This is a genomic window from Paractinoplanes lichenicola, from assembly GCF_016785085.1.
GTDB lineage: Bacteria > Actinomycetota > Actinomycetes > Mycobacteriales > Micromonosporaceae > Actinoplanes > Actinoplanes lichenicola.
Map to the genome: position 1 here is coordinate 900191 of NZ_JAENHO010000003.1, position 12130 is coordinate 912320.

General features: G+C 71.5%; 13 protein-coding genes. 9 read left to right on the top strand and 4 right to left on the bottom strand.

Annotated features, from left to right (window positions below):
- Positions 1-7: 7 nt before the first annotated feature.
- Positions 8-1168 carry a cell wall anchor protein gene (locus tag JKJ07_RS13335; protein ID WP_202991752.1) on the bottom strand — a complete coding sequence of 387 codons (1161 nt, stop codon included), beginning with the start codon at positions 1166-1168 and terminating at the stop codon, positions 8-10.
- A 345-nt stretch (positions 1169-1513) separates the two neighbouring features.
- On the opposite strand from JKJ07_RS13335, the gene rsmD reads away from it, so the two are divergent.
- From rsmD to mutM, 9 genes are all read left to right on the top strand, one after another.
- The gene (gene rsmD, locus JKJ07_RS13340; RefSeq protein ID WP_202991753.1) at positions 1514-2077 is read left to right on the top strand and encodes a 16S rRNA (guanine(966)-N(2))-methyltransferase RsmD; all 564 of its coding nucleotides are present in this window, start codon (positions 1514-1516) and stop codon (positions 2075-2077) included.
- On the top strand, positions 2074-2553 hold the full coding sequence (coaD, locus tag JKJ07_RS13345) for a pantetheine-phosphate adenylyltransferase (protein WP_202991754.1): 480 nt from the start codon (positions 2074-2076) through the stop codon (positions 2551-2553). The genes rsmD and coaD overlap by 4 nt, the downstream gene beginning before the upstream one ends.
- 101 nt (positions 2554-2654) lie before the next feature.
- Positions 2655-3152: a hypothetical protein gene (locus JKJ07_RS13350; RefSeq protein WP_202991755.1), complete on the top strand. Its 498-nt coding sequence runs from the start codon at positions 2655-2657 to the stop codon at positions 3150-3152.
- A gap of 90 nt (positions 3153-3242) precedes the next feature.
- Positions 3243-3806 carry a YceD family protein gene (locus JKJ07_RS13355; protein ID WP_202991756.1) on the top strand — a complete coding sequence of 188 codons (564 nt, stop codon included), beginning with the start codon at positions 3243-3245 and terminating at the stop codon, positions 3804-3806.
- 5 nt (positions 3807-3811) lie between these two features.
- Entirely contained in the window at positions 3812-3985 is a 174-nt protein-coding gene (rpmF, locus tag JKJ07_RS13360; protein ID WP_014694262.1) for a 50S ribosomal protein L32, read from the top strand.
- A gap of 83 nt (positions 3986-4068) precedes the next feature.
- A complete protein-coding gene (locus JKJ07_RS13365; RefSeq protein ID WP_307834232.1) occupies positions 4069-5007 on the top strand; it encodes a phosphate acyltransferase PlsX in 939 nt (312 codons plus the stop codon).
- Positions 5004-5789 (top strand): ribonuclease III, encoded by a 786-nt coding sequence (gene rnc / locus JKJ07_RS13370; protein ID WP_202991758.1) that lies wholly within the window; start codon positions 5004-5006, stop codon positions 5787-5789. Before JKJ07_RS13365 ends, rnc begins: the two co-directional genes overlap by 4 nt.
- Positions 5786-6949: a putative hexosyltransferase gene (locus JKJ07_RS13375; RefSeq protein WP_202991759.1), complete on the top strand. Its 1164-nt coding sequence runs from the start codon at positions 5786-5788 to the stop codon at positions 6947-6949. The genes rnc and JKJ07_RS13375 overlap by 4 nt, the downstream gene beginning before the upstream one ends.
- Positions 6950-6968: 19 nt before the next feature.
- Positions 6969-7823: a bifunctional DNA-formamidopyrimidine glycosylase/DNA-(apurinic or apyrimidinic site) lyase gene (gene mutM, locus JKJ07_RS13380; RefSeq protein WP_202991760.1), complete on the top strand. Its 855-nt coding sequence runs from the start codon at positions 6969-6971 to the stop codon at positions 7821-7823.
- On the opposite strand, the gene JKJ07_RS13385 is transcribed toward mutM, so the two are convergent.
- From JKJ07_RS13385 to JKJ07_RS13395, 3 genes are read right to left on the bottom strand one after another with little or no spacing between them, the layout of a single operon-like run.
- Positions 7777-8346 carry a spherulation-specific family 4 protein gene (locus JKJ07_RS13385; RefSeq protein ID WP_202991761.1) on the bottom strand — a complete coding sequence of 190 codons (570 nt, stop codon included), beginning with the start codon at positions 8344-8346 and terminating at the stop codon, positions 7777-7779. The two genes, mutM and JKJ07_RS13385, sit on opposite strands and share 47 nt — an antisense overlap.
- Positions 8343-9665, bottom strand: a complete 1323-nt coding sequence (locus JKJ07_RS13390; RefSeq protein WP_236028751.1) for a hypothetical protein — start codon at positions 9663-9665, stop codon at positions 8343-8345. The genes JKJ07_RS13385 and JKJ07_RS13390 overlap by 4 nt, the downstream gene beginning before the upstream one ends.
- Entirely contained in the window at positions 9662-11248 is a 1587-nt protein-coding gene (locus tag JKJ07_RS13395) for a DUF3492 domain-containing protein (protein WP_202991762.1), read from the bottom strand. The genes JKJ07_RS13390 and JKJ07_RS13395 overlap by 4 nt, the downstream gene beginning before the upstream one ends.
- Positions 11249-12130 lie beyond the last annotated feature (882 nt).

Here is a 12130-nt window from a genome sequence, read left to right on the forward strand (position 1 = left end):
AGGCCGGTCAGGCGGTGAACTTCACCTTGCGGCGGCGGGCCATGACGAACAGGACCGCGCCCAGGGCCAGCAGAAGGCCGGCGCCACCGGCGATGCTGCCGGCGACCGGGCCGGTGACGGGCAGGCCGCCACCGCCACCCTCACCCGGGGAGGACTCGGTCGGGGTCGGCGTGGGGGTCGCGTCGCAGTCGGCCGGCTTCTCGAGCTCGTCCCACTTCAGCGCTTCCTGCGCCTCACCGTTGATCGTGGCGTTGACGATCAGGCCCTTCTCGCCCTTGAGCTCGAGGGTCTTGGTCTCGCCGGGCTTGGCGACCAGGGTCTGGGCCTCGCCCTTGTTGGGCTTGAGGGCCAGGGTGATGGTCTCGTCGCCCTTGGTGTTGTCGATCCCGAAGATCAGCGAGTCACAGGTGACCTCGTAGCCGACCTCGGCCTCGCCACCCTCAGACGGCGGGTTGCAGTTCTCGGGCTTCTCCCACTTGCCGACCAGGATCGGCTTGCGGCTCTCGCCCTCGAAGACCAGCACCTTCTCGGCGTTCTCGGCCGGGATCTGGACCGCCACCGGCTCCTCGCCGGCCTTGACGGTGACCTTCTTCTCGAAGTCCTTCGAGCCCTTGATCGTGAAGTTGGCGTCGGCGGTGGCGTCCTTGCCGTTGGCCAGGGTGACCGTCACGCCCTCACACGAGGAGGCGAGCTGCGCGTCAGGCTTCGGCGACTCCTCCTTGGAGCACGTGCCGTGGAACTTGACGAAGCCGCGCTTGTGGTCGTACTGGATCCACTCGTCGCTCCACTTGACCTGCACCTCGAGGCCGGCGCCGCGGGCGCCCTTGTCGCCGGCGACGCGCTGCGTGCCGACGAGCGGCTCGTTGCTCTTGTGCGGGAAGGCCGGGTCGGCGTCGTCGGGGGTGTGGACGATGCCCTCGACCGGGGTCGGGAACGACGCGACCTTGAGGAAGCGGTAGTTCTCCGCGCCCTTCTCGTTGCCGTTGTCGGTGTTCACTTCCCAGGTGACAACCCAGTCGCCAGTGGTCGTGTCACACGTGGCGCTGCCCTTGACGAAACTATCGTGCGCGCTGGCGGGCGAGGCGAAGAACGCGACACCGGACAGACCGATGAGCGTTCCAGCAGCCACGGCGGTCATACGCCGCAGCTTGGACTTCAGCAGGTTCACGCCTACTCCTGTCTGGGGATTCAGGGGTACGGCGTAAGGAAGCGGGCGGGCCTGTCGCCGGCGGTCTCGGGCGATGGCCTGCGTCGACGCCTCCCCACGTCGAAGGCCGGCAGTCGGTGGAGACGCCAGCAACAGCGCCTGACCATAACGACTAATGAGAATCTGGGAAATCCCTCAGCGACGCTTAAAGGTCTTGATGCAAATCCGTGATTTTCCATTTACCGAACGGATCGGGGTCGATGCCCAGAGTGGCGATCGGCTGCGGAATTGTTCACTCCTTCGTTGCGGTGCGTAAGTGGTGAAGTAGCTTCGAGTCGTGTTCACCGCTGAACCCCGCGAGGTGCCATGACCAGGATCATCGCCGGTTCGCACGGCGGGCGGCGACTGTCCGCTCCGGCCGGTGCGCTGACCCGTCCCACATCGGACCGTGTCCGCGAGGCGTTCTTCAGCGCCCTCGATTCGATGATCGACCTGAAGGGCGTCCGGTTCGCGGATCTTTACGCGGGTTCGGGTGCGGTCGGGCTCGAGGCCCTTTCCCGGGGGGCAAGTCACGCCCTTCTGGTCGAATCGGACGCTCGCGCGGCCCGCACGATCCGCGACAACATCGTGGCGCTCAAGGTCGGCAGCGCGGCCCGGCTGGTCACCGGCAAGGTCGCCCAGGTCGTCGCCGGCCCGCCCGACGGGGGCGCCTACGACGTGGTGTTCGCCGACCCGCCGTATGCGGTGACCGACGCCGAGCTGGTCGAGGTGCAGCAATCGATGATCGACTTCGGGTGGCTGGCCCCGGACGCGGTCGTGATCCTCGAGCGGGCCACCCGCGGCGGGGCAGTGAGCTGGGTGGACGGCGTCACTGCCGACCGCAGCCGCAAGTACGGGGAGACCACGCTTTGGTACGGTCGCCGATCATGAGACGAGCGGTGTGTCCCGGCTCCTTCGACCCGGTCACCAACGGCCACCTCGACATCGTGGGCCGGGCCTCCCGGCTGTTCGACGAGGTCATCATCGGCGTTCTGATCAATCAGTCGAAGACGGGCCTCTTCACGATCGAGGAACGGATCGAGATGCTCGGCGAGGCGACCGCCTCGTACGAGAATGTCCGGGTCGCCTCGTTCCACGGGCTGCTCGTCGACTTCTGCCGCGACCAGGGCGCGGCCGTCGTGATCAAGGGCCTGCGCGCCGTCAGCGACTTCGATTACGAGTTGCAGATGGCGCAGATGAACATCGGGTTGTCGGGCGTGGAGACACTCTTCATGCCGACGAACCCCCTTTATTCTTTCCTCTCGTCCAGCCTGGTCAAGGACGTCGTCAAGTGGGGTGGCGACGCCTCGGCGTACGTTCCCGACTTCGTCGGCGAGCGGCTGGGCACGCGCCTGAAGCAGACCTAGCCCGTACGGCGGGGCTTCGGCGCGCCGGTAACGGGTGCGACGGTGACGCAGTAACGTGATCGCACCACGCTGCGTGGCGCTAAGACGGGAGTGAGGCACCGGTGGATCCGCTCGACCGCATCGACGAGATCATCGAACTCGTGCAGGAGTCGCGCTCCGTCCCCATGTCGCGAACAAACTTCATGTTCGACCGGGGCGAGATGATCGAGCGGCTCGACGAGCTCCGTTCCGAGCTGCCGTCCGAGCTGCGCAAGGCCGCGGCCGTGCTCGACGAGCGCGACCGGATCATCGAGGCCGGCCGTCGCGAGGCCGACCGGATCATCAGCGAGGGTGAGACTGAGCACGCCCGCCTCGTCTCCGTGAACGAGATCACGGTCTCGTCCGAGCACGAGGGCGCCCGGATCATCGCCGAGGCCCGCACCGAGGCCCAGCGGCTGCGCGAGGAGGTCGACGACTACGTCGACACCGCGCTGGCCAACTTCGAGCAGTTCCTGACCAGGGCATTGGCGTCGATAGAGCGTGGCCGCGACAAGATGCACGCGCTCCGTGAGATCGGCACCTTCCAGGGGGAAGACAGCGAGCGCCCGCTGCCGTTCTAGAAGGGTCGCCCTCGCACGGGGGCGATTCGACGGTAGGGCGGCAGCTCAGGTAACCTTTTCTGTCGGCCTACCCATGGCTGAGGAAACACTATGCCCAAGTCATCGCAGAGTCACCTGGACCCCAGGCAGCCGCTTGTCGTCGACACGACGAAGCTTCCGCGGCAGCCTGGCGCGACGCGTGCCCTGAACAGGGTGATCCCGGCACCGGTCAACCTCGGTCTGGAACTGATCTCGGTCCCCGAGGGGTCCGACGTCGAGCTCGATCTGACGCTCACGTCGGTCTCCGAGGGGGTTTATGTCAGCGGCAGGGTCCGCGGTTCGCTCTCGGGCGAGTGCGGTCGCTGCCTCAACGAGATCAACGAGTCCTTCGACGTCAAGATCGCGGAGTTGTTCGCCTACGAGGACAGCACCACCGAGGAGACGACCGACGAGGACGAGGTTGGCCGGATGCAGGGCGACCTGTTCGACCTGGAACCGGCGTTGCGGGACGCGGTGGTGCTGACGCTGCCGACCAACCCGCTCTGCCGGCCGGATTGCCCAGGCCTGTGCCCCGACTGCGGGGTGCATTTCGACGATCTTCCGGCGGAGCACAGCCACGAGGACGTCGATCCCCGCTGGGCCGCTTTGCGTAACCTGTCACAGACTGAGGAGTAGGAACCGTGGCCGTCCCCAAGCGCAAGATGTCGCGCAGCAACACCCGGTCTCGCCGGGCGAACTGGAAGGCGACCGCGGTCTCGACCGTGGCCTGCCCCCAGTGCAAGTCGCCGAAGCTGCCGCACACCGCCTGCTCGGTCTGCGGTACCTACAACGGCCGTCAGGTCCTCGAGGTCTGAGTCGCGCTTAAGTGACGCGCCCGCTCACCGGGCGGGTCGCTCCTGAGCAAAGGCGACCGATCGGTGCCACGGCTCCCGGACAGGTGACTGTCGGGGAGCCGGGCACCGCGCGGATCGCCGTCGACCTCCTCGGCGGGGACCACGCTCCCGCCGTCGTGGTTGACGGCGCTCTGCGCGCCTGCCAGGCCGACCCGGCCCTTCACCTGCTGCTCGTCGGCCCCCTCGAGGCGGCCGGCGAGATCTTTGGCGCCCTGCCGCCGAGCGAGCACGCTCGGCTCAGCACGCTGCCCATCGCCCCGGGCGACCCCGTCGACAGCTGGGTCGAGTCCGGCGTGCGCTCGGCCGTGCTGGCCGTGGCCCAGGGCGCCGCCGACGCCGTGCTCTCCGCGGGCAACACCGGCGCCACCGTCACCTCGGCCGCGCTCGGCCTGGGCCGCCGCCCCGGAGTGCGCCGTCCGCCGCTCGCCGCCGTGCTGCCGACCCGGGCCGGGCGGCTCGTCCTGCTCGACGTGGGCTCCTCCGTCGACCCCGACGAGGAGACCGTCGCCATGCACGCCCGGCTCGGTTCCGCGTACGCGAAAGTGGTTCATGGGGTTACCGAGCCCCGCGTCGGCCTGCTGACCATCGGCACCGAACGCGGCAAGGGCGACCGCCTCCGTCGTGCCCTCCCGTCGCTGCTGGGCGGTCTCGACCTGCCCGGCGGCGGCCGCTACATCGGCCTGGTCGAGGGCAACGACGTGGTCACCGGCGAGATCGCCGACGTCGTCGTGACCGACGGCTTCACGGGAAACGTCCTGCTCAAGGGCCTCGAGACCGCGTACGCGGAAATCGGTAGCCCGCAGCGGCCGACCCCGCCCCGCGCCGCCCTGCTCCTGGGCGTCGACGGCACCGTCGTGGTCTGCCACGGCGCCGCCTCGGGCCTGGATCTCGCGGCCGGCATCGCCTTCGCCGCCCAGCTTCATCGCCAAGCCGCGGTCGCGGCGATGGCCGAAATGATCGAAACACAACGAGGTGTCTCATGAGTGACAAGCGCCGCCGGCCGCCGACCCTGCCGCTGGAGGAGGCCTTCGGTGTTCCGCTCGAGCCGGATCTGCTCGAGCGCGCGCTCACCCACCGCTCGTACGCGTACGAGAACGGTGGCCTGCCGACCAACGAGCGCCTGGAATTCCTCGGCGACTCGGTGCTCGGCGTCGTGATCACCTCGGCGCTGTTCCACAACCACCCCGACCTGCCCGAGGGTCAGCTGGCCAAGCTGCGGGCCAGCGTGGTCAACATGCACGCGCTGGCCGACGTGGCCCGCGGCCTGGGCGAGGCGGGGCTGGGCCGGCACCTGCTGCTCGGCAAGGGCGAGGAGACGACCGGCGGGCGCGACAAGGCGAGCATCCTGGCCGACACCCTGGAGGCGCTGCTCGGCGCGATCTATCTCGAGCACGGCCTGGACGTGGCGGGCGAGGTGATCCACCGGCTGTTCGACCCGCTGATGGCCGAGTCGGCCGGCCGGGGCGCCGCGCTCGACTGGAAGACCAGCCTGCAGGAGCTCACCGCCGCCCTCGGCCTGGGCGTGCCCGACTACGTGATCGAGGACTCCGGCCCCGACCACGCCAAGACGTTCACCGCCTGGGTCGTCGTGGCCGGCGAGCGCTACGGCGGCTCCGAGGGGCGCAGCAAGAAGCAGGCCGAGCAGCGGGCCGCCGCGGCCGCCTGGCGCATCCTGACCGAGCGCACGAGCGAGCCGACCGGCGCGGTGCTCGACAAGGCCGAAGACAAGCCGGAGGACAAGCCCGAGGACACGAGCGACGAGTGAGCCTGACCGACGAGAAGACGCAGCCCACCCGGCTGTGGGACCTCGCGGGCGGCCGGCGCGGCATCGGGATCGCGGTCGGCGTCTTCGCGCTCACCCGGGTCGCGCAGCTGATCATCCTGGCCTGGCTCGACGCCGCCGATGACGAGCCGACCGGCGTACGGGCTCGCCTGCTCGTCTGGGACGCCGGCTGGTTTTTGCGCGTGGCCGTCGACGGCTATCCGCACGGCTACACGTTCGACGCGGCGGGCCGGATGGAGGGCAACGAGCTCGCCTTCTTCCCGCTCTATCCGATGCTGACCCGGGTGGTGGCCGCGCTCGGCATCCCCGCGAGCACGGCCGCGCTGATCGTGAGCTGGCTGGCCGCGATCGGGGCCGCCGTCGCGGTGCACCTGCTGGGCACCTCGCTCCACGACAAGCGCACCGGGTGGGCGCTGGTCGGCATCTGCTTCGGCGCGCCGGTCGCGATCGTGTTCTCCATGGCGTACACGGAAGGGCTTTTCCTCGCCCTGGTGGCCGGGATGCTGGTCGCCGCGCACCGGCGCGTGTGGTGGGCGGCCGGGTTGCTGGGGCTGGCGGCCGCGCTGACCCGCCCCACCGGTGCCGCCGCGGCCGTCGCGCTCGCCGTGGCCGCGCTGCTGGCCGCCCGCGAGGACCGCCGCAAGATGTGGCAGCCGCTGGGGGCGGCCGGGCTCGCCCTGCTCGGCGTGCCGCTGTTTCTGACCTGGGTCGGTTGGCGGGTCGGCGACCCCGCGGCGTGGTTCCGCATCCAGGCCGCCGGCTGGGGCACCGCCTTCGACTACGGGTCGAGCACGCTGAGCTTCCTCGGCACGACCTTCTCCAGCGCGGACGGCTGGGTGCCGATCAGCGTCGCCCTCATCCTGCTGGCCGCCCTGGCCGCGGCCGGGGTCGCGCTGGCCGGCAAGCCGTGGCTGCCGCTGGCCGTCTACGGATTGATCGCGATGGCGCTCGTCTACGGCCAGGCCGGGTTCTACCACTCGAAGCCGCGCCTGCTCGTGCCCGTACTGTTGACTCTGCTCCCCGCCGCGGTCGCCGCCGGCCGGGCCCGCCCCCGGGTCGCGGTGCTGTCGATCGCCGCGTGGGCCCTGTTCGGCCTCTGGTACGGCGCCTACCTGGTCACCGTCTGGCCCTACACGCTCTGATCTGTCACGAGGAGTCGACGTGCCCGAGTTGCCCGAGGTCGAGACCGTACGGCTGGGCCTGGCCAAATGGGTCACCGGCCGCACGATCAAGTCCGTCGAGGTGCACCACCCCCGCGCGATCCGCCGCCATCTCACCGGCGACGCGCACTTCATCGCCCTGCTGACCGGCCGCACGATCACCGACGTGTCGCGCCGCGGCAAATACCTGTGGTTCCCGCTCGACTCCGGCGACGCGATCATCGGCCACCTCGGGATGAGCGGTCAGCTGCTCATGCAACCGGCCGACGCCGAGGACGAGAAGCACCTGCGCATCCGGTTCACGTTCACCGACGACGGCCCGCAGCTGCGCTTCGTCGACCAGCGCACATTCGGCGGCCTGTCGGTGTCGGAGGGCGGCGCCGAGCTGCCCGACGAGATCGCGCACATCGCCCGCGACCCGATGGACCCGCTCTTTGACGACGAGCTGTTCGTGGCCCGGCTACGGGCCAAGCACACCGAGATCAAGCGCGCGATCCTCGACCAGACGCTGATCTCGGGGGTCGGCAACATCTACGCCGACGAGGCGCTCTGGCGGGCCCAGCTGCACGGCGCCCGGCTCACAGATCAACTGACCAGGCCCGCCGTACGTCGTCTGCTCGCCCACATTCGCGACGTGCTCGCCGAGGCCATCGTCGCCGGCGGCACCAGCTTCGACGAGCTCTACGTCAACGTGAACGGCGAGAGCGGCTACTTCGACCGGTCGCTCAACGCCTACGGCCGCGAGGGCGAGCCGTGCCACCGGTGCGGCACGATCATGCGGCGCGAGCAGTTCATGAACCGCTCCTCGTTCAGCTGTCCGCGCTGCCAGCCCCGCCCGCGTACGATTCGGCACTGACCCGCGGGCCGGCGTCGGTGGCCAGCCCGAACCCGGCCCCACGGCGGCCCATCAGGCGGCGCGCGGCGGTCAGCAGGGCCGTCGGCACGCCGTGCACGAGGTGCCCGTCGCCCGGTCGCGAGCCGTCGCCGTCCCAGTTCTGATAGGCCTCCCAGGGGCCCTCGAAGGTGCAGATGCGCACGCCCAGGTCCCGATAGAGCGGGTGGGTCGGCACCCCCGGGTTGAGCACCACGCGGTGCAGGCCCCGGCGTGCGGCCAGCCTTATGGTCAGCGCGACCGGCCCCACCCCGCCCGAGCCGGCCGGCGCCCGATCGAGGAACAGGCCCTCGGCCCCGTCCTCGCGCCAGGCGTCCACGTCGGCCAGCACGTCGGCCAGTGAGCGGCTGCCCCAGTCGAGGTCGATGCGGCCCAGCGACTGGTGCAGGGTGCGGCGGTCGCCCGGCAGGTCGCGGACGATCCAGGTGTCGCCGTCCAGAGGCAGCTCCGGCGACGGGTGGGCGTACGGAGGGAACAGGGTCTTCACGGTGTTCTCCGGTTGTCGTCGAGGGACTGTGCAGGTTGCGCGATGAGGGCGACGACGAGGAGGCCGGCCAGGTGGGTGGCGGCGAGCACGGCCACGGCGTCGGGCAGCGGGCCGGATGAGGGCAACGGCAGGAACGGGAGGACGGCCGCGGTCAGCGGGGGCGCGGCGGCCAGGGTGGCGGCGATTCCCGTACGGCCTCGGGCCGCGACCAGATAGGTGATCGCGAAGACGCCGCCGAGCAGCATCCCGCCGGCCAGACCGAGCACACCCGACTGCGTGTCGACCAGCCCCGGCAGCCCCGCGGGCAGCTGATACGCGGCCAGCGCGAGCGCGATTCCCACGGCGAACGGCGGCAGCAGCCCGGCCAGCGTGATCAGGGTGACGCTGCGGACGTGCCGGTGATAGTCGGCGCCGTTCTCGGCCGCGTCCAGACCCGCCTCGACCTGCCGGGTGTGCCAGCCGATCAGCGCCTCGAGGATCGGCACGGCCAGCAGCAGCGGCAGCCAGAACGGCGCGGTCGAACCGGACGGCCCCGCCTGCCAGACCAGGCCCACGCAGATCGCCTGGGACGCCCCGATGATCAGGTAACCGCCGCCGCGGAGCAGCTCGGCCGGGGTCAGCCGGGGCCGCCGCGACCGCCGCCCCGGCACCACGACCGGCTGGAACGCGCGGATGAGGGCGACCACGATCGCGGCCGGCAGCAGCGTGCCGACCGGCTTGAGATCGGCCATGGTGATCGCGGCCAGCACCCAGCACGGCAGGCTCCACAACACGATCGCCGCCTCGGCCCGCGTCACCAGGGCGGCCGTGACCGTGGCCAGCGTGCCGAGCCCGCCCAGCCCGACCACCAGGGCCAGGCCGCGGTCGGGGCCGACCATCGTGGACGGCGCGATCCAGACGAGCGCGCACCACACCCCGGCGACCCCGGCGAAACCGAGCCCGACCAGGCGGGCCGCCGCCGACGAGCCGGCCCGGCGGGCGACCGACACCCCCGTACAGGTCAGGGCCTGGGCCGCCGCCCACCCCAGCAGGAGCGTGACCAGGGGCACCGGCCAGGCGACCCGGCTCAGGGGCTCGGCCGCGGCCGCGGCGACGCTGAGCGGGCCCAGATAGAGGGCGCAGCGCAGCACGGCCGCGTACAGGTAGGAACGGCTCGCGGGCCGGGCCCGATGCTGGCGGATCACCGGCGGCGGGGCCTCGATGACGACGGGCGGCGGCGCCTCCGGCAACGGCGTCAAGGAGTGCCGGGGCATGCCGCTGACCCGGCGGCGATGCGTACGCCGTGGGGCCGTGCGTGACCGTCCGTGCGTGATCGTCATCCGTCCGTCCTTTCACTGACCAGCCAGCGCAGGGTGACCGGCGGTTCCGACCGGGGGGCCGGCACCGCCAGCGCCAGCTCGAACGCGGGCGGCGGGGGCGGCGCCGCGAGATCGGCGTAGAGCGCGCCGTAGACGCGGACCACCCGGTCGTTGGTGAAATGCATGAGCGCGCGCCGGCGGGCGGCATCCCCCAGGGCACGGCGGCGGCCGGGCGCGCGCAGCAGGTCGACGATCGCGATCGCCAGCTCGGCCGGGTCGCCCGGCTGCACCAGCACGCCCGCGTCCCCGAGCGTCTCGGCCGCCGGTCCCACGTCGACACCCACGACCGCGCGGCCCGACATCATGGCCTCGATCAGCCGGTACGGCGGGTCGGCGGGCCCGGGCACGTGGGCCACCACATGGCCGGCGGTGTAGCGGTCGCGCGGATCGGCGGGCAGCGGATGCAGCCGTACGGCCCGGCCCAGCCCCGTGCGCTCGATCTGCTCGGCGCAGAACTCCTCGTGCGCGGCGGTGACCCCGACCAGGTGCAGCACCGTCCCCGGCAGGGCCGCGGCGACCTGCTCGAACGCGGCCAGCAGCGGGGACAGGCCGCTGTCGGGGCCGCCGGAACCCGCCCACACCACGGCCGGGTCGGATTCGAGCTCGGGCGCCCCCGGATACTCTGACGGGTCGACCCCGGCCGGCACCTGCACGAGCTTGGCCGCGTGGGCGCCGTGCCGCAGGGCCCAGCTGTGGTGGTAGGCGCTGAGCGGGGCGATCAGGCCGGCCTCGGCGTACCCGGTGCGGGCCACCGAGCCCCGGAACCGGCGCAGGATCGTGCGCACTGCCGGCGACAGGCGCTCCTCGTGCGGCTTGTGCCGGGCGACCGGGGCGCGGGCCTCGGTGAGCAGCAGCGGGACCCCCTGCCGCCAGCGCCCGGCGAGCGCGGTGAGCAGCGGGGTCGTGCCGCCGATGCAGTGCACGAGGTCGGCCGCGGGGAGATCCACGGTGAGCGCGCCGAGAGCGTGGCGTAAAAGCGTGGCCGCCGTACGGGCATCGCGCACACTCAACCGCGGGAGCGGAAGCTCGCCCGGCTCGGCGTGGCCCGTGCGCCAGGCGTCTATCAGCGCGTCGGCCAGCGGGAGACCTGGAAGCACCCGGATGTCGTCGGCCAGCTGCCGCAGCCCGTCGGAGAAGGTCTGCTCCGCGTTCCCGGCCTCGCCGATCAGCCCCGTGCAGAGCAGGGCCGCGGCCGCCCGGGCCCGTTCGGCGGTGTCGCGCTTCTCCTGCCGGCTGGGCTTCTTCTCCTTCGGCTGCTCTTTGGGGGGCTCGTCGTCGGGCTCGTCGAGGCGGGTGTCGCGCCACAACTCGTGCCGCTTGAAATCCCGGCCGACGGCCACGGCGCGGGCCGACCCGACATTGAGCGGCAGAGGATAGGCGGGGGCGACCGGCGGTTCCCGATCCGTGACGGTCAGCAACTCGAACCGGAACCGGCGCAGCCCCTCGACGAGGGTCCGGCACCATCCGCTGAGCGCATCTCGGCGATACGGGTATCCGCCGCCGGTCAGCAGACAGATGCGCTCGCGCGCCGGGGTCGGATTCACGATGGGGGCAACGAAACAGCCCCCCACACACCCGACACAGTGTCAACTAGGCGACACAATTACGCGCTTTTTACCCGATTTGCCGCCCTATTCGTAACAAAAGTCCGATTCCGTGACACCTATTTCACGTCTCACATTGTCGCCCATCAAGATCAACCGCCCCGTCTAACCCACCCTCCCGGGGGCCTCCACCTACCGCAGATTGTCGTGCCGATTGCTGATCTTGGCGGGCGGCCCTGTGGATAACTCGCCGCTGTGGACAACGCACATGATCAACAGCAAATCGTGTAGGGCGGGCCCGCGATGATCGTCGTCGTGGCGTCGTGGCGTCGTGGCGTCGTGGCGTCGTGGCGTCGTGGCGGCGTGGCGGCGTGGCGGCGTGGCGGCGTGGCGGAGAGGGGCGAGGGGCGAGGGGCGCGGCCAGCGCGCGGGGGCGAGTGCGCGAGGCGAGACGGTGGGGCATCGCGGCGGTGGGTGTTGACCGCTGGCGGCGGAGAGTTGGCGCGGCGGGCGGTGGGCGCCAGAGGTGGCGGCGGGCGCGCCGGACGCGGGAGGTGACGTCGGGCGATGGGCGGCGGGCGCGGGAGGTGGCGGCCAGGTGCGGCGGGCGCAACGGGGGCGATGGGCGATGGGCGGCGGGCGCGGGAGGTGGCGGCCAGGAGCGGCGGGCGCAGCGGGGGCGGCGGGGAGCTGGTGCGGCGGGTGTGACGGGGAGCGGCGCGGCAGGAGGCGGCGCGTGGCGGGAGGCGGCGGGAGGGTCGCGTCCACCGAAGTGGTGTATGACCTGGTCTTTCCCGGCGAACTGAGGCGGCCACCGCAGATCCTTCGGATTGTCTAGATCACGAAGGAGAGACCTGCGATGGCCGCAGAACCGAGTCTGAA